The 20,766-nt window shown below is 60.7% G+C and carries 19 protein-coding genes; 9 read left to right on the top strand and 10 right to left on the bottom strand.

The window, feature by feature from the left end; genetic code table 11:
• Positions 1-16 precede the first annotated feature (16 nt).
• Positions 17-751 (top strand): phosphatase PAP2 family protein, encoded by a 735-nt coding sequence (locus AC1D06_RS08710; RefSeq protein ID WP_477985927.1) that lies wholly within the window; start codon positions 17-19, stop codon positions 749-751.
• 48 nt (positions 752-799) lie between these two features.
• On the opposite strand, the gene AC1D06_RS08705 is transcribed toward AC1D06_RS08710, so the two are convergent.
• Positions 800-2,674: an MFS transporter gene (locus tag AC1D06_RS08705; RefSeq protein ID WP_477985926.1), complete on the bottom strand. Its 1,875-nt coding sequence runs from the start codon at positions 2,672-2,674 to the stop codon at positions 800-802.
• Between the two features lie 347 nt (positions 2,675-3,021).
• Between AC1D06_RS08705 and AC1D06_RS08700 the strand changes: the two genes are divergently transcribed.
• From AC1D06_RS08700 to AC1D06_RS08690, 3 genes are all read left to right on the top strand, one after another.
• Positions 3,022-3,786 (top strand): bestrophin-like domain, encoded by a 765-nt coding sequence (locus AC1D06_RS08700; RefSeq protein WP_477985925.1) that lies wholly within the window; start codon positions 3,022-3,024, stop codon positions 3,784-3,786.
• Between the two features lie 453 nt (positions 3,787-4,239).
• A complete protein-coding gene (locus AC1D06_RS08695) occupies positions 4,240-5,271 on the top strand; it encodes an aspartate-semialdehyde dehydrogenase (protein ID WP_477985924.1) in 1,032 nt (343 codons plus the stop codon).
• Between the two features lie 134 nt (positions 5,272-5,405).
• On the top strand, positions 5,406-6,239 hold the full coding sequence (locus AC1D06_RS08690; protein WP_477874749.1) for a lytic murein transglycosylase: 834 nt from the start codon (positions 5,406-5,408) through the stop codon (positions 6,237-6,239).
• 155 nt (positions 6,240-6,394) lie between these two features.
• On the opposite strand, the gene AC1D06_RS08685 is transcribed toward AC1D06_RS08690, so the two are convergent.
• Together AC1D06_RS08685 and pdxY are read right to left on the bottom strand one after the other, a co-directional pair.
• Entirely contained in the window at positions 6,395-7,069 is a 675-nt protein-coding gene (locus AC1D06_RS08685) for a carbonic anhydrase (RefSeq protein ID WP_477874751.1), read from the bottom strand.
• A gap of 15 nt (positions 7,070-7,084) precedes the next feature.
• A complete protein-coding gene (gene pdxY / locus AC1D06_RS08680) occupies positions 7,085-7,960 on the bottom strand; it encodes a pyridoxal kinase PdxY (RefSeq protein WP_477874753.1) in 876 nt (291 codons plus the stop codon).
• Positions 7,961-8,116: 156 nt separating this feature from the next.
• On the opposite strand from pdxY, the gene AC1D06_RS08675 reads away from it, so the two are divergent.
• Complete coding sequence (locus AC1D06_RS08675) at positions 8,117-9,505, top strand: MFS transporter (RefSeq protein ID WP_477985923.1); 1,389 nt, start codon at positions 8,117-8,119, stop codon at positions 9,503-9,505.
• Positions 9,506-9,566: 61 nt separating this feature from the next.
• Here the strand turns inward: AC1D06_RS08675 and purH are convergent, their stop codons facing one another.
• The 4 genes from purH to htpX all read right to left on the bottom strand — a co-directional run bounded on the left by purH (position 9,567) and on the right by htpX (position 15,491).
• On the bottom strand, positions 9,567-11,180 hold the full coding sequence (gene purH, locus AC1D06_RS08670; RefSeq protein ID WP_477985922.1) for a bifunctional phosphoribosylaminoimidazolecarboxamide formyltransferase/IMP cyclohydrolase: 1,614 nt from the start codon (positions 11,178-11,180) through the stop codon (positions 9,567-9,569).
• A 76-nt stretch (positions 11,181-11,256) separates the two neighbouring features.
• Positions 11,257-12,861: a heparinase II/III family protein gene (locus tag AC1D06_RS08665; protein ID WP_477985921.1), complete on the bottom strand. Its 1,605-nt coding sequence runs from the start codon at positions 12,859-12,861 to the stop codon at positions 11,257-11,259.
• Positions 12,862-13,104: 243 nt separating this feature from the next.
• Positions 13,105-14,472 carry an RsmB/NOP family class I SAM-dependent RNA methyltransferase gene (locus AC1D06_RS08660; protein ID WP_477985920.1) on the bottom strand — a complete coding sequence of 456 codons (1,368 nt, stop codon included), beginning with the start codon at positions 14,470-14,472 and terminating at the stop codon, positions 13,105-13,107.
• Positions 14,469-15,491, bottom strand: coding sequence for a zinc metalloprotease HtpX (gene htpX / locus AC1D06_RS08655; protein WP_477985919.1), 1,023 nt, complete (start codon positions 15,489-15,491; stop codon positions 14,469-14,471). Before htpX ends, AC1D06_RS08660 begins: the two co-directional genes overlap by 4 nt.
• A 122-nt stretch (positions 15,492-15,613) precedes the next feature.
• Between htpX and AC1D06_RS08650 the strand changes: the two genes are divergently transcribed.
• Complete coding sequence (locus AC1D06_RS08650; protein ID WP_477874763.1) at positions 15,614-15,814, top strand: DUF1674 domain-containing protein; 201 nt, start codon at positions 15,614-15,616, stop codon at positions 15,812-15,814.
• Positions 15,815-15,844: 30 nt separating this feature from the next.
• Here AC1D06_RS08650 and AC1D06_RS08645 read toward each other — a convergent pair whose 3' ends face one another.
• Positions 15,845-16,231: an ester cyclase gene (locus AC1D06_RS08645; protein ID WP_477985918.1), complete on the bottom strand. Its 387-nt coding sequence runs from the start codon at positions 16,229-16,231 to the stop codon at positions 15,845-15,847.
• Between the two features lie 246 nt (positions 16,232-16,477).
• Here AC1D06_RS08645 and AC1D06_RS08640 point away from each other — a divergent pair, with 246 nt between their 5' ends.
• Both AC1D06_RS08640 and AC1D06_RS08635 read left to right on the top strand, forming a co-directional pair.
• The gene (locus AC1D06_RS08640) at positions 16,478-16,939 is read left to right on the top strand and encodes a thermonuclease family protein (protein WP_477985917.1); all 462 of its coding nucleotides are present in this window, start codon (positions 16,478-16,480) and stop codon (positions 16,937-16,939) included.
• Between the two features lie 65 nt (positions 16,940-17,004).
• Complete coding sequence (locus AC1D06_RS08635) at positions 17,005-17,274, top strand: excalibur calcium-binding domain-containing protein (RefSeq protein WP_477985916.1); 270 nt, start codon at positions 17,005-17,007, stop codon at positions 17,272-17,274.
• Between the two features lie 32 nt (positions 17,275-17,306).
• Here AC1D06_RS08635 and acs read toward each other — a convergent pair whose 3' ends face one another.
• A complete protein-coding gene (gene acs, locus AC1D06_RS08630) occupies positions 17,307-19,259 on the bottom strand; it encodes an acetate--CoA ligase (protein WP_477985915.1) in 1,953 nt (650 codons plus the stop codon).
• 219 nt (positions 19,260-19,478) lie between these two features.
• Here acs and AC1D06_RS08625 point away from each other — a divergent pair, with 219 nt between their 5' ends.
• Positions 19,479-20,180 carry a DUF1013 domain-containing protein gene (locus AC1D06_RS08625; protein ID WP_477874771.1) on the top strand — a complete coding sequence of 234 codons (702 nt, stop codon included), beginning with the start codon at positions 19,479-19,481 and terminating at the stop codon, positions 20,178-20,180.
• 90 nt (positions 20,181-20,270) lie between these two features.
• Here the strand turns inward: AC1D06_RS08625 and AC1D06_RS08620 are convergent, their stop codons facing one another.
• Positions 20,271-20,657 carry an ectoine synthase gene (locus AC1D06_RS08620; RefSeq protein ID WP_477985914.1) on the bottom strand — a complete coding sequence of 129 codons (387 nt, stop codon included), beginning with the start codon at positions 20,655-20,657 and terminating at the stop codon, positions 20,271-20,273.
• Positions 20,658-20,766 lie beyond the last annotated feature (109 nt).

The raw sequence follows: 20,766 nt of genomic DNA, 5'->3' as shown, positions 1-20,766 counted from the left end.
GACGCATATCTCTGCAATGACAGAGAAAAAGCCCGGTCTTCTTGCACTCTACAGAGATCGCTATCGCGCCACGCAAGCGGAGCATCGGCCTGTGCCGGTGCTCTTTCCATTCCTGGCGGCTGTTGTTCTGGTGGCCGCTGCCTTCCTGTTCCTGGATCCGATCGCAGGTCGGCTCTATGGCCACTGGCCGGCCTGGCTCGCCGATCCTGCCGCGCATGTGACGGATGTCGGCCGTTCGTGGTGGATACTCACGCTGGCAACGTTGGTGGTTGTCGGTGCCCGGGCTTTTCAAAAATTGTCAAAGAGTGCTCGCGGCGGACAGATTGCGGCGCGCCTCATTCCGATCGCCATCTATATCCTTGTCTCGGTTGGCCTTGCCTCCCTGATCGTCAACACGGTCAAGCGGGTGATCGGGCGGCCGAGACCCGTGCTCTTTGCCGAGGATGGGCTGTTTTCCATGCACCCCCTGAGCTGGAATTTCAACCTGGAGAGCTTTCCATCGGGCCATTCGACGGTGAATGGCGCGCTGTTCATGGCGCTGTCGCTGCTTTTTCCGCGCTTTCGCTGGCCACTGCTGGTGTTGGGTTTTTGCTTCGCATTGACGCGCGTCTTCGTCGGCGCGCATTTTCCAAGTGACGTTACGGCGGGCTTTGCCTTCGGCATGTGGTTTTCGTTCGCCACGGCCTTGCTGTTTTCCCGCTTTGGCATCCTGTTCGACGGCAGCGGTGGAAAACGGATGGCGCGGATATAAAAACCCGGCGCGATCGCTCGCGCCGGGTAAGTCTGGGGGCGGGAGAACTCAGATCGTATGAATGTTGTTGTTCTTCGTCTCGCGCAGGAAGAGCGTGCCGATCACCAGGCTCATGACTGCGATGACGATCGGATACCAGAGACCGTAGTAGATATCGCCCTTCGCGGCGCTGAGTGCGAAGACGATCGCCGGAAGAAGGCCACCGAACCAGCCATTGCCGACATGATAGGGCAGCGACATGCCGCTATAGCGGATGCGGGTCGGGAACATTTCCACCAGCATGGCCGCGATCGGGCCGTAGACCATGGTCACGTAGATCACCAGCACGAAGAGGATGGCGATGCACTGGAACCAATTGACCTGCGCCGGATCGGCATAGATTTTGAAGTCACCGCCGCCCGGCACCTTGTAGACGGGCAGGCTGGCCGTACCGTTGAGATCCGCCGCGGTCATGATCTTTTCGCGGATCAGTTTGGCGGCCGACATGGTCTCCGGCGCCGTGGCCTTGACCTTGGCTTCGTCAAGGCCGAGTTCGGGATTGGCAGCGACGAAGGCGGCGATCTTCGGTTCAGCCACCTGGGCGGGAGCACGGGTGAGCGGATAGCCAGCGGTCTTCAGCGCCGTGAATGCCGCCTTTTCGAATTTGGCCGTGTTGGCCTTGGCGTCGGCGCCTGTGTTGACGAAACTCGGGATTGTCGCATCGCCGATCTTGACGGAGGCCACCGTGCCGGCTGCGGCTGGCGCCACGGTATACGAGACCGAGTTCTTGGCAAGGAAGGCAGTCGCCACGTCGCACGACGTGGTGAACTTGCTGGTGCCGGTCATGTTGAACTGGAACGAGCAATCTGCCGGATCAGCGGTCACCGTCGCATGGATGGTCTGCTGGGCGGTGTAGAGTGCCGGATTGCCGGCCCAGGTCAGCGCCTTGAACAGCGGGAAATAGGTGACGGCGGCAAGCAACAGGCCGAGCATGATGATCGGCTTGCGGCCGATCTTGTCTGACAGCCAGCCGAACACGACGAAGAAGATCGCGCCGAGGCCGAGAGCCACCGCGACCATGATGTTGGCCGAGGCGAGGTCGATCTTCAGCACGTTCTGCAAGAAGAACAGCGCGTAGAACTGGCCGCCATACCAGACGACGGCCTGGCCGGCGACGGCGCCGAACAAGGCGAGCAGCGCAATCCTGGCGTTTTTCCACTGGCCGAAAGCCTCGGTCAGGGGCGCCTTGGAATGTGTGCCTTCTTCCTTCATGCGCTTGAAGACAGGCGATTCGTTCATCCGCATGCGAATCCAGACCGAGATACCCAGCAGGATCGATGAAACGATAAAGGGAATGCGCCAGCCCCATTCGGCGAAGCCGTCCTTGCTCATCATGAACTGCACGAGCAGGATGACGATCAGCGACAGGAACAGGCCCATTGTCGCGGTCGTCTGGATCCAGGACGTATAGAAGCCGCGTCGGCTATCGGGCGCATGTTCGGCAACGTAGGTCGCCGCACCGCCATATTCGCCACCGAGTGCAAGGCCCTGCAACAGGCGAAGCGCGATCAGGATGATCGGGGCGGCGATGCCGAGCGTGGCCGCGCCGGGCAGGAGACCGACCAGGAAGGTAGACGAACCCATGATCAGGATCGTGACCAGGAAGGTGTATTTGCGGCCGACCAGGTCCCCCAGGCGTCCGAACACCAGGGCGCCGAAAGGCCGCACCAGGAAGCCCGCGGCAAAGGCGAGCAAAACGAAAATGTTACGGGTCGTTTCCGGATAGGAGTTGAAGAAGGCGAAGCCGATATAGGTACCGAGCGAGCCGTAAAGATAGAAGTCGTACCATTCGAAGACGGTGCCGAGGGAGGAGGCGAAGATGACCTTCTTCTCCTCCGACGACATGGGCCGCGATTGGGCCATGGACATGGTCATGTCTGCCATTGCAAATCCTCCAAAGTGCCGGCGCAGCAACCCTCCTCAAGGCTTTCCTCTGCGCGGATTGCAAAAAGATGGCAGAATTCGGCCGCACGCGGCAGCCTTGCTTTATGCTTATGACGAAAGTCTTAGGTGCAGTGCGGGATGGAAACGGATGGCTCCTGCAGGCAACAATCCTTGTCATCACAACGCCTCGGAAGCCCAGTGCGGACCGGTTTTTCCTGGACGCCTCTATGCCAGCCCGGAAAGCTTGAAGCATGCTGCCTGCGCTAGGCTAAAGACATCTCGCCAAGCCGCTGGCCAGCCGCTCGCATCAGCGCGGCGGACGATCAAATCAATGAAGCAGGACCGCAATGAACGCATTGTTATTGGCCTCATGTGTCTTCGTGATCCTCGGATTGTCGATGTCAGCCGGCATGGCCGTTCGCGATCGGCTTCCGGCGCATCACCTCAATACGGATTCGAAAGAGGTGATGCAGCTGGCAACGGCGGTTGTCGGAACGCTCGCAGCGCTGGCCCTTGGCCTGTTGATCGCTTCGGCCAAAACCGCTTATGACGATGCCGAGCGCGACCTCAAGGCAACGGCGGCCAACATTGTCCTCCTCGATCGCGTCATGGCGCAATATGGATCGGAAACCCATGACACCAGGCTCCTGCTGCGCAAGCTCATCCAGAACCGGCTCGACCGCGGTTGGAGCATCCAAACGAGCGATCAGGTAGGGGCCGGGACGCCACCGGAATTTCAGGACATTGAAACCATTCAGGCCGGCCTTCGGTCGCTCGACCCGCAGGACCATGCCCGAAAATTTCTCCAGAGCCGGGCGCTCGACGTGTCGGGAAAAATAGCCGAAGGCCATTGGCTGCAGGTTGAGACCGCGGACGAGGGCCTGCCATGGGGATTCTTCGTCGTTCTGATCTTCTGGCTCGCATTGCTGTTCGGGACCTTTGGGCTGCAGGCGCCCCCGAACGCCACGGTGATGATCATCAACACGATCTGCGCCTTGTCGGTGGCCGGCGCCATTTTCGCGATCTCCGACATGGACAATCCCTATGCGGGTTTCATCCACATATCCGATGCGCCGCTGCAGGGCGCGCTGACGCGGTTGGGGCAGTCCTGACATCCGGCCTCCGAATTTCAGGTGACATGATCGCCTTTTGCAAACTTTGCCATGCGAATGATCCCGAGCTGGCGGCATATGGATCATGGCAATTGCGGCGTATGCCTATGGTTCCCGGTCATTGGCGACTGCCTGGCGGCGTTGATGGCTGGCTTTTCCCTTGACTTGCCGGGAAAACACGCTACAGGAAATCCCGTTGAAAGGGACCACTTCATGACGGGTTGCTTGAGAGCGCCGGTTTCCATGTACCGTTCGGACGTCATGTCCGGCGCAGGTTCGCTTTTTTCTCCTGAATACAAAACCAGGGCCACCAAAACGACGACGAAAACCGTCTGACGTTCCTGGCCCGCCGCTCTCTCCCCGGCTCAAGGCCGGGAGCGGGACCTGACGCGGTTTTGGCGATCAAGGTCCGATCTCATCAACCGGTGGAGAGAAAAGAAAGAGACGATCACAATGGGTTTCAAGATTGCAGTCGTAGGCGCCACCGGCAATGTCGGGCGCGAAATGCTCAACATCCTCGCCGAGCGCGATTTCCCGGCCGACGAGGTCGTGGCGCTTGCCTCTGCGCGCTCGCATGGAACCGAGGTTTCCTATGGCGACAAGACGCTGACGGTTAAGAATCTCGAAAACTACGACTTCAAGGGCACGGACATCTGCTTGATGTCGGCTGGCGGCGCAGTATCGATGAAGTGGTCGCCGAAGATCGGCCAGCAGGGCTGCATCGTCATCGACAATTCCTCGGCATGGCGCTACGACGCCGAAGTGCCGCTGGTCGTGCCGGAGGTCAATCCGGATGCGGTGGTCAACTTCCGCAAGAAGAACATCATTGCCAACCCGAATTGCTCGACTGCCCAGCTCGTGGTAGCGCTGAAGCCGCTGCATGACCATGCCAAGATCAAGCGCCTCGTCGTTTCGACCTATCAGTCCGTGTCCGGCGCCGGCAAGGATGGCATGGACGAGCTCTTCAACCAGACCCGCGCCGTGTTCGTCGCCGATCCGATCGAATCGAAGAAGTTCACCAAGCGCATCGCCTTCAACGTCATCCCCCATATCGATGTCTTCATGGAAGACGGCTATACCAAGGAAGAATGGAAGGTGCTGGCCGAGACCAAGAAGATCCTCGATCCCTCGATCAAGGTGACCTGCACGGCCGTGCGCGTGCCGGTGTTCATCGGCCATTCGGAATCGGTCAATATCGAGTTCGAGCGCGAGATCACTGCCGAGGAAGCCCGCGAGATTCTGCGTGACGCACCCGGTTGCCAGGTGATCGACAAGCATGAGAACGGCGGCTACATCACGCCATATGAAAGCGCCGGTGAGGATGCGACCTTTATTTCGCGCATTCGCGAAGATGCGACGGTCGAGAACGGCCTGAATATGTGGATCGTCTCGGACAATCTGCGCAAGGGTGCGGCGCTCAACGCCATCCAGATCGCGGAACTTCTTGTTAACCGTGGCCTGATAAAGGCCGCCAAGGCAGCCTGAATCCAGTAGGGATGAATAAAACCCGCCCGGCAAACGTCTGCTTGGCGGGTTTATCCTTTGAAAAATTTAGGGCAGGCTAATCTTCAGTTCGGGCGATTCGACCCGTGACGGCCGGATCGACAATAGAGGACATCATGATCACGACACGAAAACTTGCTGTCGCATTCGCATTTCTCGCTGCTTCTTTCTCCATGACCTCCGGCGCGCTTGCCGCGTCCTGCAGCAAGACATCTGCCGGCTTCGACGAATGGAAGACCGAGTTTTCCGCCGAGGCTGCGGGAAAGGGCATCAACAAGCAGACGCTCGACCGGGTCATGGCCGCCATCATCTACAATAAGGCGACGATCCGTGCGGACCGCGGCCAGCATTCGTTCAAGCTGTCGCTGGACGAATTCATGCGCAAGCGTGGCTCGTCCACCATCGTTGCCCGTGGCCGGCAGATCAAGCGCGCGAATGCGGCGCTGTTCGCTTCGATCGAGAAGCGCTTCGGCGTTCCGGCGGGTCCGCTGATCGCCATCTGGGGCATGGAGACCGGCTTCGGCAGCTATATGGGCCACGAGAACACCTTGTCCGCCGTGGCAACGCTCGCCTTCGATTGCCGCCGCAGCCCCTATTTCACCGACCAGTTCTATGCGGCGCTGAAGCTCACCGAACAAGGTACGATCTCGACAGCGTCGCGCGGTGCCGCCCATGGCGAAATCGGCCAGACACAGTTCCTGCCGAAGAACGTGCTCACTTATGGCGTCGATGGCGATGGCAACGGCCGCATCGACCTGATCGGTTCCAAGGCCGACGCGCTTGCTTCGACGGCCAACCTCTTGCACGGCCATGGCTGGCGCGCCGGCGCCGGCTATCAGAAGGGCCAACCGAATTTCGCCGCCATCAAGGGCTGGAACGATGCTGCCGTCTACCAGCAGGCGATCGCCATCATGGGTGCCCAGATCGATGGGGACACGAAGGGCGAGTGAGTTAGGCGGGCCGGTTTCTCGGGCTTCGTCAGATTGAATATGCAAAATCGCCCGCGCTGATAGCGCGGGCGATTTTGCTTGGTGGCCTATGTTGCTTGATTTCGTGAGAGGCGTTTATGGCGTAGCCGGAAAAGCCTCGAAGAACCAATCCCGAACTACCCCTCGCCTTCCTCCGACACTGTCTCCTCTGCCAGCTGTGGGCGGCTGAAATCGCCGGTCTCCGGGTCCATTATCCAGAGCTCACCGGTGGAGATGTCGAACCAGGCGCCGTAGATCGCCAGCTCACCGCGCTTTTCCAGTGCTGCGATATCCGGAAATGTCCGGAGGTTCTCGATCGAATTGCGGATCGAGATGCGCTCCAGCGCCCGCTGCCGCTCAGCCGGGGTCATGAATTTGTATTGCGTCACCTCTTCGGCGGCCGGCCGCAGCAGGCTCATCCATTTGCCGATGAAATTGCCCGGCGACAGCGGTTCCCCATCGTTGTTGAGCGCCGCGCGGATGCCGCCACAGCGTCCATGGCCCATGACGACGATCTCGCGGATTCTGAGCCCCTGTATGGCGAATTCCAGCGCTGACGAGGTGCCGTGATAGTGCTCGTCCGGACCGTAGGGCGGCACCATATTGGCGACGTTGCGGACGACGAACAGTTCGCCCGGGCCGCAGTCGAAGATCGTCTCCGGCGCGGAGCGCGAGTCGCAACAGGCAATCATCATCGTCCGCGGCTCCTGGCCCTCGGACGCGAGCGAGCGATATCGATTCGATTCGGCCGAATAGCGGCCGTTCATGAAAGAGCGATAGCCGTTGAGCAAATGATCGGGAAACGAACTCATGGGACTTCCTTTCTGCTACCTCTTTTTCGCGCGGGACGGATGCATGAGATGGCGGAGCTGGACCATCGCCATCGGTGTGGCAAAACTCGAATAGTCTTCCGACAGCATAAGCTCGTCGGCGCCGCGCTTGACCGAGCGGGCGAGGATTTCGAACACCGCCGCGGTGGTCATCTGCAAAGCCCGTTCCTCGTCCTCGCCGCTGAGCAGGCGCGACAGGAAGAGCGCCGCGGTGAGGTCGCCCAGGCCGTTCGGCGGATTGTCGACCATGCGGTGCTCGGCGAGTAGCGCCAGTCGGTCGGTGAGCAGCAGATTGCCGACGCCGCCCGACATCATCGGCACGGCGGAGGTAACCAATACGCGGCGCGGTCCTAGCATCAGCGCCGCTTCCATGATTTTGGTATTGGTTTCGAGCGGCGCGCCGGAGAGCCAGGCGAGCTCATATCGGTTCGGCGTGGCAATGTCGGCCAGCGGCAACAGCTGGTCGCGGATGGCCACCGCGATTGGTTCAGGCACGTAGAGCCCCTGCAAGTCGCCGATGACAGGATCGCAAAGGAAGAGGAAATTTGGGTCTCGTTGCTTGAAGGCGCGCGCCAGCCGTGCAACCGCCGCGACCTGTTCCGGATCGCCGAAATAGCCGGTGATCAAAGCCTTGGGGCTGTCGGCCCATTTGGCAGCAATGATGTCATCGATCGCCGCTGAAAATTGCGCCGGCGGCACTGGAATGCGCGTCGAGCGACCGTGGCCGGGATGCCAGGGCAAGATGACGGTGGGCATCGACCAGACAGGATGGCCCATGGTCTCGAGGCTGAAGGCAACAGCGCGGTTTCCCACCGATCCGCGCACGACATGGCTGGAAATGGCGATGATTTCCGCCGGGCTTGGTCTGTCCATATTTTTGTCCTTACTCCCGGGCCTTTGATTGCCGCAGCGCAGCAAAAAGTCAACCGGATTCGGCTGCGGCGCTTTTGCCAGTCGCATGCGGCTCTCGTCTTGCCTTGTTCACGCCAAAATGCCAAGTTCGCCACGGCAAGTGAAGGGGGCGAGCAAGTGGCTGATATTGCTCAGAGAAGCGACAGGCGTGCCGGGCCGCTGGCCATCTTCGGCTGGATGATGTTCGACTGGGCGGCGCAACCCTTCTTCACAGTGGTGATCACCTTCGTCTTCGGCCCCTATTTTGCCGCCAGGATGGTCGCCGACCCGGTGGCCGGCGCATTTGCCTGGAGCAATATCGGCACGATTTCGGCTGTGTTCATCGCCGTGCTCTCGCCCGTGCTCGGCGCCGTCGCCGACGCCACCGGCAACCGCAAATTCTGGATCGGTTTCTTCGCCATCTTCCAGATCGGCGCGACCACGGCGCTCTGGATCGCGGCGCCCGGCAGTTCGGTGGTGTTGATCGGGTTTCTGATCGTCGTTGCTTCCATCGCCGCCGAATATTCCATCGTCTTCAACGATTCCATGATGCCGCGGCTGGTCGGCAGTGAGCAGATCGGCAAGATCTCAAACATTGCCTGGGGGCTTGGCTATGCGGGCGGGCTGATCGCGCTGTTCTTCGTGCTGCTCTGCCTTGCCGGCAATCCGGCGACGGGCAAGACGATCATCATCGGCATGACGCCGCTTTTCGGTCTCGATCCCGCCACCGGCGAAGATGCACGCATCACCGGGCCGCTCGCAGCGATCTGGTATTTTGTCTTCATCCTGCCGATGTTCCTGTTCACGCCGGATTCCTCCAAGCATGTGCCATTGCTGCCGGCGGTTCGTCAGGGGCTCGGCGAACTTCGCGAGACGTTGCGGCGGCTGTCGCACCGGCCGGGATTGATGAAATTCCTGATCGCCCGAATGATCTATCAGGACGGCGTCAATGGCCTGCTCTTCCTGGGCGGTGCCTTCGCTGCCGGCATGTTCGGCTGGGGCACGACGGAGATCGGACTCTACGGCATCATGCTGGCGACCGTGGCGATCTTCGGCTGCCTGGCCGCCGGCTATCTCGACTCCGCACTCGGATCGAAGCCTGTGGTGGTGGCCAGCCTCGTCGTCCTGATCATCGCTACATTCGGCAATATCTCCACCGGGCCGGGCTTCACCCTCTTCGGTCTGGTGCCGCTCTCGACCGCCGACAGCGGCGGTCTGTTCGGCACCGCGGCGGAAAAGGTCTACATTGTCTATGGTGCATTGATCGGCCTGGTCTTCGGCCCTGCACAGGCCTCATCGCGTTCCTACCTGGCGCGTAGCGTCGACATCGACGAAGCCGGCCGCTATTTCGGCATCTATGCCTTTTCAGGCCGCGCGACGGGATTCATGGCCACACTGGTCAACAGCATCTTGATTGCGTTGACCGGATCGGCGCGCGTCGGCATGGCTTCGCTGATCGCGTTTTTTGTCATTGGACTGGCGATCATGGCGTTTACGCCTTATCCAGCAAAAGAGGAAAATAAATAGCCTGCGATTGGATTTTCATCGCAGGCTATTTTATTTCGCGCAAGTTCTTGAGCGAACAGTCTTAATGCCGGAAATGCCGCATTCCGGTAAACACCATGGCGACGCCATGCGCATCGGCGGCATCGATCACCTCCTGGTCGCGCATCGAGCCGCCAGGTTGGATGACCGCCGTGGCGCCGGCGCCGATCACCGACAGCAACCCGTCGGCGAAGGGGAAGAAGGCTTCCGAGGCCGCAGCCGAACCGCGCGTCAGCGGCTGTGACCAGTTATTTGCCTTCGCCGCTTCTTCGGCCTTGAGGCCGGCGATACGGGCGGAATCGACGCGGCTCATTTGGCCGGCGCCGATGCCGGCGGTCTGGCCATCCTTGGCATAGACGACGGCGTTGGATTTCACATGCTTGGCGACCGTATAGGCGAATTTCAGGTCTTCGAGTTCCTGCGCTGTCGGCGCACGCTTGGTGACGACCTTGAGTGTGGCGTCGGCGATCACGGCATTGTCGCGGGCCTGCACCAGGAGGCCGCCGGAGACGGTCTTGGCAGTCAGGCCGGCGGTGCGCGGATCGGGAAGGCTGCCGGTTACGAGGAGCCGCAGGTTGGGCCTGGCGGCAATGATCGCCCTGGCTTCGGTGCTGACCTCGGGGGCAATAATCACCTCGGTGAACAGCTTGACGATCTCGGTCGCGGTGTCGGCGTCCAGCAGCGAATTGAGCGCGATAATGCCGCCGAAGGCGGAGGTGGAATCACAGGCGAGCGCCTTGAGATAAGCCTCCTTCAGGTTCGCACCTGTCGCCACGCCGCAGGGATTGGCGTGCTTGATGATTGCGCAGGCCGGGCCATTCCCCGGTGCGAATTCGGCCACCAGTTCAAAGGCGGCGTCCGTGTCGTTGATATTGTTGTAGGAAAGCTGCTTGCCCTGGATCAGCGTTGCATTCGACACGCCCGGGCGCGTATCGCCGGTGACATAGAAGGCAGCCTTCTGGTGCGGGTTTTCGCCATAGCGCATTTCTTCGCGCAGGACGCCGCCGATGGTGCGGTAGCGCGGCGTCTCGACGCCGAGATCCTCCGCCATCCAGTTGGCAATTGCCGTGTCATAGGCTGCGGTGCGGGCATAGGCCTTCTGGGCCATCAGCTGGCGGAAGCGATAGGGCACAGTGCCTTCGGCCTGCAGCAGTGCGATGAATTCGGCATAGTCGGCAGGGTCGGTCAGCACAGTGACATAGGCGTGGTTCTTCGCAGAAGCGCGGATCATTGCCGGGCCGCCGATGTCGATATTCTCGACGCTTTCCGGATAGTCAGCGCCGCGAGCCCGAACCTCCTCGAAGGGATAGAGATTGATCACCGCAAGATCGATGCCGCCGATACCATGTTCGGTCATCGCCGCCTGGTGCTCGGCGTCATCGCGGATGGCGAGCAGGCCGCCATGCACTTTGGGATGCAGCGTCTTGACCCGGCCATCCATGATCTCGGGAAAGCCGGTGACCTCGGAGACATCGGTCACCGCCACGCCGGCATCCCTAAGCGCCTTATAGGTGCCGCCGGTGGAAAGGATTTTTACGCCTTTGCCGGCAAGCGCCGCAGCCAGTTCAACGATGCCGCTCTTGTCTGAGACGGAGAGCAGCGCCGTCTTGATCTCCACGCGATCGGGTGCCGGAATGCGCTTGGAGTGGACTGCCATGATGATCTCCTGCCTGTGAATGGACGCCGTGGCGTTAGCACAGCGAAAGGCGGGATAAAACCCTCAAATCGGCAGATCAGGAATGCGGAGCGGCCTTCTTCATCAACACCCATTGCACTTCCGGCAGCTGTGCAGGGGCGAAGGCAAGTTCGATTTGCCTGGAAGCACGGATGCCGCTCGGATCGGCGAAGAATACGTCATCTTCGACAGCGAGTTCGACATCGATGGAGGACAGCGTCCAGCACTCGCCGTCCGGTGCCAGGAGCTGCACTTCATGCGCATCCACGGTCTTGATCTCGATCTGCGGATGGATATGGAAACGGATGACGGCCTGGTCCGTGGATGTTTCCGCGGGATCGCCGTTCTCGGCGGTTTTCAGCCGGTCCTTGCCACGGATCATCGTGCCGGTGGAATTGATCTGGATGGCGCGCTCGTGGATCAGCCCGAAGAGTTCGAGATAGCCGTCATGCGCCGCCGTCACTCCGCCGCCGTCGCCATCGCTATCGTGCCGCTCCAGCAGCACTTCGCTGACGCCGTCGGAGAAGGCGCCGCCCGCCGCCGATCCCTTGCCAACTCGGCTGGACGACGTGTCGTTGAGCGTCAGTGTCGAATGCGCCGCGGTGGCCCGCGCCAGCTGCCGGTAGTGATCGCCCGCAAAGCGGGGAGAACCGGAATTGATGATGTAGCGATGCTTGCCCGACGAAAGCTCGAATGACAGGCAGCCGGCATGGGCCGTCCTCGACAGTTCCGCCGATTGCGCCACTCCGGTATCCATCAGGATCACGGTGTCGCCGATGGTCAGCCGCTGGTAGCCCGCATGTGGCAGCGCCTTGAAGGGTGTGCCGGCGGTTTCGTCATAGCGCAGCACCGACATCAGCTCGTTGGCAAGCGTCGTCGTGGCGCCGTTGAACAGTGCCAACTCGCCGCCCTGATGGCGGAAGAAGCGCAGCGCCGGATACATGCGGTCGATCGCCGGGATCAGCCGCGGTGGCAGGTCGATGCCGAGATTGACATAGGTTTGCCGGAGCGGCAGCAGGTCGAGCAGGAGTTCGAGGCCGGCGCGCGGATTACGCGAGACATGGCCGCCATCGGCAAGAATTTGCCGGTCGAGTTCGGCATCGAGCATCTGCGCGGCCCGCCGCACCACACGCGGTGACGACGGAATGGCCATCGAGGCCGCGGCCAGCGCGATCCGCACCCTCAGCCGCGATTCGCCTTCGGGCAGGAAATCTGCCGTCTTTTCGAGATAGCTGACATTGGTCGCCAGGCTGCGCAGGAAGCGTCGATAGAAGGCGATATCGGCGTTGCGCAGCAGCACGGTGGAATGCGACAGCCAGGCAATGACGCGCTGCGCCACCGTATCGGCCTCCCAGGCCGGGCCGCTGGCCCGGCGGCCGGGACCGGCCAGCCATTCCTCGGCCAGCCGCCGGGCGACAATGGCATGGCTGTCTGACTTCGAAGCCCGCACATGCCGCAGCCATGAAAAGCTGTGCAGACGACCGGCGAATTCCCGCGAGGGCAGTTCCATGGCGAAGGGGGACTGCCCTTCCGTGGACAGGAGCCGCCCGGCCAATGGAAAGCGGCCTTCGGCGATCTCCGCGGCGACGAAGGAATCTGCAGCTCTAAGATCGGTCGGGGCAACGACAAGTCTGTCGGGCACGCGCTTGAGCGACGGCAGCATATCGGCGCGCCATACTGCAAAACGCAGCGAGGCCCGACGAAGAACTTCTCCGACAGAATGTGACAGGGTTCCTGGCCGCTTCGGTCCGCTCATATCGAATGTTAGTAATATCTTCGGATGGTAATCAAAATATTAATCGCGACGCGGCGAAAAGTCCGCCTTTGGAGCATCCGCACAGCAATAAAGTTTTTTTGCGGAAATCTTGCGAAATGAGCAGTGTCCTGGACGCGCGCGCCGGCATCTCTAATTCTTGGCCAGCACGGCGGCAAAGAAACCATCCATTCCGCCCAACATGGCAGGCGTCGTGCGGATTTCGCCATGCATGTTGATTGCCTGTTCCAAGCCCGGCCAATCCGTCTGCGAAATCGGTATCCGTGTAATACCGGGATGATTGGCCAGGAATTTCTCGATCAGCTCTTCGCCTTCCAGCGGATCGAGCGAACAATTCGAGAAAACGATTCGTCCCCCGACTTTTGTCAGCGACAGCGCGCTGTCGAGCAGCCGGTACTGCACGTCGGCGAGTTTTTCGATGTCCGCCGGGCCCTTGGTCCAGAGGACATCGGGATGGCGGCGTATGGTGCCGGTCGAGGAGCAGGGGGCATCGAGCAGGACGGCATCGAAGAGTTCTTCCGGCTGGAATTCTTCCAGTCGCGCCTGCATGAGATTGGCTTCGAGCTGCAATCGGGCGAGATTGGTTGCGAGCCGCTTGAGCCGGCTTGCCGACTGTTCGACGGCAGTGACGTCGGCTCCCTGGACGATCAACTGTGCCGTCTTGCCGCCCGGGGCGGCGCAGAGATCAGCGACGCGCTTGCCGGCAATGTCGCCCATCAGCCGGGCAGGGATGGCTGCGGCCGCATCCTGCACCCACCAGGCGCCCTCGGTAAAACCGGGAAGATCGGTCACCGCGCCTTCGAAACTGTCGAGCCGCACCGAACCGGTCGGCAGCAGCGTACCGCCCAGCGTGTTTGCCCAATGTTCAGGGTTCTGCTTGATGGTGAGGTCGAGTGGCGCGAGTTCCAGGAAGGATGCAGCGATTGCGGCGGCTGTGTCAGCTCCATAGGCGGTTTCGAGCCGCTCCCGAAACCAGGCAGGGAAGACGGAAGTCCCGGCCCGCACTTTCTCCAGCGCTTCCGTTTTCTCGCGCGACAGGCGGCGTAGAAGAGCATTGACGAGATTGGCGAAGCGGGTCGAACGCGGATCGTGCCGTGCCTGCTCGACCGCGATATCGACAGCGGAATGATCGGGCACGTCGAGGAAAAGGATTTGTGCAGCAGCGACAGCGAGGATGTGGCGCAGATGTCTTGCACCGTCCGGCAGCGGCTTTTCGAGGAATCCATCGAAGATGGCGTCGATCCAGGAGAGATGCCGGAGTGCGGAGTTAAGGATCGCCCGCACCAGCGCTCTATCCTGCATGGAGAGTGCCCGGAAGGCGGCGTTGCCATGATCTTCGTCGATCATGCCGTCGAGCGGCGTCTTCTGCTCGACTGCGGCGCTCAGCATCTTGGCAGCCGCCGCGCGGGCGGCATAACCCGGTTTGGTGGGCTCCGATACACGGTTTTGAGGTTTGCCTGATCTCGGCTTCGGTTTCGGGCGCTGCCCGGATTCGGTCATGGAGAATAAGGCCCTTCCGGCGGCTTGCGGTCACCACGACCCCATTGGATATTGGGTGTCGAAGCGGGTTTCGGCGCCGGTTTATCAGCCGCGGGCGTCTCCGTCGAGCGGCCCCAGGGGCCGGCAGGCGCATTTTCCGTCTCGTGCGGCTGGTTCACCCGCTGCTGGCCACGCATTTCCTTGGCCAATTCCTCAAGTGCAGCGATGCGGTTCTCGGTGCTTGGATGTGTCGAAAACAGGCTGTCCATTCGCTCGCCGGAGAGCGGGTTGATAATGAACATATGCGCGGTGGCCGGATTGGCCTCGGCATATTCATTGGGGATCTGATGGGCATCGGCCTCGATCCTGCGCAGCGCCGAAGCGAGCGACAGCGGCTTGCCGGAAATCTCGGCGCCGCGCCGGTCGGCGGAATATTCGCGGGTGCGGCTGATCGCCATCTGCACCAGCATGGCGGCGAAGGGCGCCACGATCATCGCCACCAGCACGCCGACGAAGCCGAACGGATTGTTGCGGTCATCGCGCGAACCACCGAAGAAAAAGGCGAAATTGCCGAGCATCGAGATCGCGCCGGCTATCGTCGCCGTGATCGTCATGGTCAGCGTGTCGCGATTCTCGATATGGGCAAGCTCATGCGCCATCACGCCGGCGACTTCGTCGGGCGTGAGGCGCCGCAGCAGGCCGGTCGAGGCAGCGACGGCAGCATTTTCCGGGCTGCGGCCAGTGGCAAAGGCGTTCGGCTGGTCGGAATTGATCAGATAGACGCGCGGCATCGGCAGGTTGGCGCGCGCCGAGAGATCGCGGATGATGCGGTAGAATTCCGGCGCGTTGTGCTCGTCGATCTCCTGTGCGTCATAGGACGACAGCACCATGTCGCCGGAATTCCACCAGGAAAAGATGTTCATGCCGGCGGCGATGACAAGCGCGATCAACATGCCGCTCTTGCCGCCGATCAGGAAGCCGACGCCCATGAACAACGCCGTCAGGAAGGCGAGCAGCATGGCGGTGCGGACGAAATTCATACCTTTCTCCTCTGCGTCGGGAAACAAAGTGTCTCCGGGGCACGGTTTTGCACTCTCGATTTTGTTGTCATATAGAATGGGATGACGCGGGGGAGAGTTCAATACGCTTCGAGGTGACCGCCATGAGCACGGCCGACAACGACAATGATCAATCCGGTAAGCGCCCGCTGCCGCCGGCGGCTATTCGCGCACTGAAAGAGGCCGAGGAACGCCGCCAGGCTGAGAAACCGTTCGAGATGCCGAAGGAAGTCGGCGGTCGTGGCGGCGCCGACCCTGCCCGGTTCGGGGACTGGGAGGTCAACGGCCGGGCGATCGATTTCTGATCCGGACCGGATCGTCTGGCGGTGCTGCACCTAAAGCTGGGCTTCGATCGCCTGCTTGTCGACGATCGACCAGACTTCAACGATCCTGCCGTCCCGGAATTTGTAGAAGACGTTTTCGGTGAACGACACCTTCTTTCCGTTCACGTCGAGACCGAGGAACCGGCCTTTCGGGCTGCAATCGAAGGCGAGCCGGCTGGCTATGAACGGCGGATTGCAGACCAGGAGTTCGATATTGAAAGCCAGGTCTGGAATGTCGTCGAAATCCTTTTCCAGCATTTGCCGATAGCCGGTCAGGCCGAATGGCCGGTCATTGTGCCGCGCGTCACCGGCGACGAATTGGCCGAGATTTTGCCAATCCTGGCGGTTCAGGCAGGCAATGTAGCTGCGATAGATTTCGGCGAGTTCGGTTTCGGTCATGGGGGCCATCTTTGCGGTGTCGTTGTCGTGCCTCTTTTCAAGCAGACAGTATCCCAGATTGTCCGACCATAAGCCGTCATTGCAAGTTCCATAGGCCGGGGTTCGGTCGTTTATCGAGTGGCAATACGTGGATTTCCATTTGCGGCCCCGTTTCTTAGGCCGGCGGCTTGCCGGCGCCTGTCGCAGCTCCGTATCAAGGATATAATTCCTATTGTCGTGCGAAGTTGCAAGGAATAAATTCCTTGTATGATGATCTCGCGATTTTTCATTGCCGTCCTGATTTTGCCGCTGCTGCCCGGCGCGGTCTCAGCCGAGACGCGAGACCAACGTTATTACATCGCTGGTCCTGTCGAAGCGGACCTCGTCTCGGTCATCGATGGCGACACGGTGATGGTCAATGCAAGGCCCTGGCCGCAGCAGACCGTATCGGTCCTGGTCCGCATTCGCGGTATAGATACGCCGGAACTGCATTCGAAATGCGAGAATTTCCGTCAACTGGCGCTGGCGGCAAAGGACGTGCTGGCGGAAGCGCTGGCAGCTGGAGGCGGCAAGCTGGCACTATCGGATATTTCAGGTGACAAGTATTTTGGCCGGGTGGTTGCCAGGGTCAGTTTCAACCACGGCCATGACGCCGGCGAGACAATGCTGGCTGCGGGGCTCGCAAGGCCATATGACGGTGGCAGGAAGCCAAAGGAAGGGTGCAATTGAACTGGTTGCAGATATAGCTGGACTTTCTCCCTGGATTGCGGTTGCCTCTGAATAGGGGCTTTTCCATGCAATTTCGAGCCGATCCCGCAACAAGCCTGCTTCTTGCCGCCATGATGGTCCTGCCGTCGTTTCATGGTGACACGGTTGTCGTCCTCGCCCGCGGGACCTGCAAGCAGGTCAGCTCCTGCGAGGAGGCCGTCGCTCTCTGGTGCGGCGGCTACAGTCGTGCGGATGCCGACAATGATGGCATTCCCTGTGAGAATGTTTGCCATTCCGTCGAGCAGGTCGAGGAAATCAAGCGGCGGCAAGGCTGTCCGGACATGCCTCCCCAATAGACTGTTTGGGAAGGCACGCGCGGAGTGGCGACTTAGCCCTTCTTATTCTGCCGATTGTTGATCAGCTCCTCGACCACGCCGGGATCGGCGAGCGTCGAAATGTCGCCCAGCGAGCCAAAGTCATCCTCGGCGATCTTGCGCAGGATGCGGCGCATGATCTTGCCGGAGCGTGTCTTGGGCAGGCCCGGTGCGAACTGGATCTTGTCGGGCGAGGCGATCGGGCCGATTTCCTTGCGGACATGGCCGATCAGCGCCTTGCGCAGGTCCTCGGTCGGCTCAACGCCGGCCATCAAGGTAACATAGGAATAAATACCTTGACCCTTGATGTCATGCGGATAGCCGACGACGGCGGCTTCCGACACATCGTGATGCGAGACCAGCGCCGACTCCACTTCCGCCGTGCCGAGGCGATGGCCGGAGACGTTGAGCACGTCGTCGACGCGGCCGGTGATCCAGTAATAACCATCCTTGTCGCGGCGGCAGCCGTCACCAGTGAAATATTTGCCCTTGTAGGTGGAGAAATAGGTCTGGATGAAGCGCTCATGGTCGCCATAGACGGTGCGCATCTGACCCGGCCAGCTGTCGGCGATGCAGAGATTGCCGTCGGCCGCACCCTCGAGGAGCTTGCCTTCATTATCCACCAGTTCCGGCTTGACGCCGAAGAAGGGCAGCGTCGCGGAGCCCGGCTTCAGGTCGGTGGCGCCGGGCAGCGGCGTGATCATATGGCCGCCGGTCTCGGTCTGCCACCAGGTGTCGACGATCGGCGAGCGCGCGCTGCCGACCACGTGGTAATACCATTCCCAGGCTTCCGGATTGATCGGCTCGCCCACCGTGCCGAGCAGGCGCAACGAGGCGCGCGAGGAGCGTTTGACGAAATCGTCGCCGGCGCCCATCAGCGACCGGATGGCCGTCGGTGCAGTATAGAAGATATTGACCTTGTGCTTGTCGACCACTTCCCAGAACCGGCCGGCATCCGGGAAGGTCGGGATGCCCTCGAACATCAGCGTCGTGGCGCGATTGGCAAGCGGGCCATAGACGATATAGGAGTGGCCGGTCACCCAGCCGACATCGGCCGTGCACCAGTAAATGTCACCATCATGATAGTCGAAGACATATTCATGCGTCATCGAGGCCCAGACGAGATAGCCGCCTGTCGTGTGCAGCACGCCCTTCGGCTTTCCGGTCGAGCCTGATGTATAGAGAATGAACAGCGGGTCTTCCGCTTTCATCTTCGCCGGCGGACAATCGGCTTTCACGCTTGCGGTTTCGGTGTGATACCAGAGGTCGCGACCCTCAGCCCAGCCGGTCTTGCCGCCCGTGCGGCGCACGACCAGCACGTTCTTGACATGCACATGGTTGCGCGCGGCGATGTGGATCGCCGCGTCGGTGTTTTCCTTGAGCGGCACCGGTTTGCCGCCGCGCAGGCCTTCGTCGCAGGTGATGACGAAAGTCGACTGGCAATCGATGATCCGTCCGGCGAGCGCTTCCGGGCTGAAGCCGCCGAACACGACAGAATGGATGGCGCCGATGCGCGCGCAGGCGAGCATGGCATAGGCCGTTTCCGGGATCATCGGCATGTAGATGGTGACGCGGTCGCCTTTCTTGACGCCGTGCTTTTTCAGCACATTGGCGAGGCGGCAAACGTGGTCGTAAAGCTCGTTATAGGTGATCTTCTTGTCGATATAGGGATTGTCGCCTTCCCAGATGATCGCCACCTGCTCGCCATGCTTCTTCAGGTGCCGGTCGATGCAGTTATAGGAAATATTGGTCTGGCCGTCCTCGAACCACTTGATCGACACCTTGCCCTTGAACGAGGTGTTCTTGACCTTGGTGAAGGGCTTGAACCAGTCGATGCGCTTGCCATGTTTCGCCCAAAAACGCTCCGGATCCTCGACGCTGTCCTGGTACCAGCGCTGGTATTTATCCTTGTCGATCAGTGCTCTATCCTTGGCGGACTTCAGCACGGGATAAGTCTTGGACGACATGCATTCCTCCCAGATCCAAAATGTGAAGCGCCTCCCGGGCGCTTTTGTGGTACATACATAGCAGCAAGTTTTGGCGCAGCAATGAGACTTTGGTCAATCGAATCTCAAAGAATTGCAATTACGCGACACTTGCGATATAAGCGCGCCGATTTCCCGGACATTGTGGATGACACAAACGGCCTGCGACCCCGGCGCAGGTGGCTTAGAAGGACTATATCCATGGCTCAGCAAACGCTTCTCATGCCCAAGGCAACTGCCGTCTGGCTGGTCGACAACACGGCGCTCTCTTTTGACCAGATCGCCCAGTTCACCAAGCTGCACCCGCTTGAGATCAAGGCGATTGCCGATGGCGAAGCTGCGCAGGGCATCAAGGGCCTGGATCCGATTTCCACCGGCCAGCTGTCGCGCGACGAAATTGCCCGCGCCGAAGCCGATCCGATGCGCAAGCTGAAGCTTTCCGACCCGAAGGTCCGGGTGCCGGAATCCAAGCGCAAGGGCCCGCGCTACACCCCGGTTTCCAAGCGCCAGGACCGCCCCAACGCCATTCTCTGGCTGGTGCGCAATCATCCGGAACTCAAGGATGCGCAGATTTCCCGCCTGGTCGGCACGACCAAGACGACGATCCAGCAGATCCGAGAGCGCACCCACTGGAATTCGGCCAACCTGACGCCGATGGATCCGGTGACGCTCGGCCTCTGCTCGCAGATCGACCTCGACATGGAAATCGAAAAGGCCGCCAAGAACCGTCCGTTCCAGACTGCCGAGGAAATGGGCGCGACGCTGGAATCGGCCCGCGAGACTGAGCGCGCCCCGGTCAGCCACGAGGACGATTTCAAGGAAATCGACGCCGATGCCGTGTTCGCCAAGCTGAAGTCGATGAGCGGCAAGCGCGATGAAGACGAGGAGGAGGATCGCTACTGATCCTCACGTCTTGTCAAAAATGTCAGGCGGCTCGATCGGGCCGCCTTTTTAGTTGCCGAAAATATCTGCGCAGACTGTGATGCCGCTTTTTCAGTAAGCCGATCCCTGTGCCGCATCGAGGCTGTGGCGCTCCCGGCCGGTCAGCGGCGGGTTGAAGACGCTGACCAGGATCAAGTCCTTGTCCTTGCCACCGCGCAGAAAATGCTTGTCGTGCCGGTCGAGCACATAGATGTCGCCGGGACGGATCGGGTAGACATTGCCCTCCATATCCTCCACCTCGCCCTCGCCGGCAATGCAGTAGCACGCTTCCAGATGACGGCGGTATTCGAGCAGGGATTCGCTGCCGGCCGCGACAATCGTGTGGCAGACGGTAAAGCCCATGCCGTCGGTTTCGGTGAGCATGCGGTGGCTGGTGCCATTGCCCCAATTGACGAAGAAATCCGTGGCTTCGACATCGGCAAGGCTGCGCTTGAACATGACTGATCTCCCAGTTTTATTGACATGTAACGACGCCTTCGCGACGCCGCATGCCGAAAATTATGATGGAATCGCAGCCCGAACCATTGATGTGTTTTGTTCGATAAGT

This window comes from Rhizobium sp. P2_G2, from assembly GCF_056403555.1.
The sequence above is the reverse complement of the archived record's forward strand: the minus strand, read 5'-3'. Positions and strand labels throughout refer to the sequence as shown.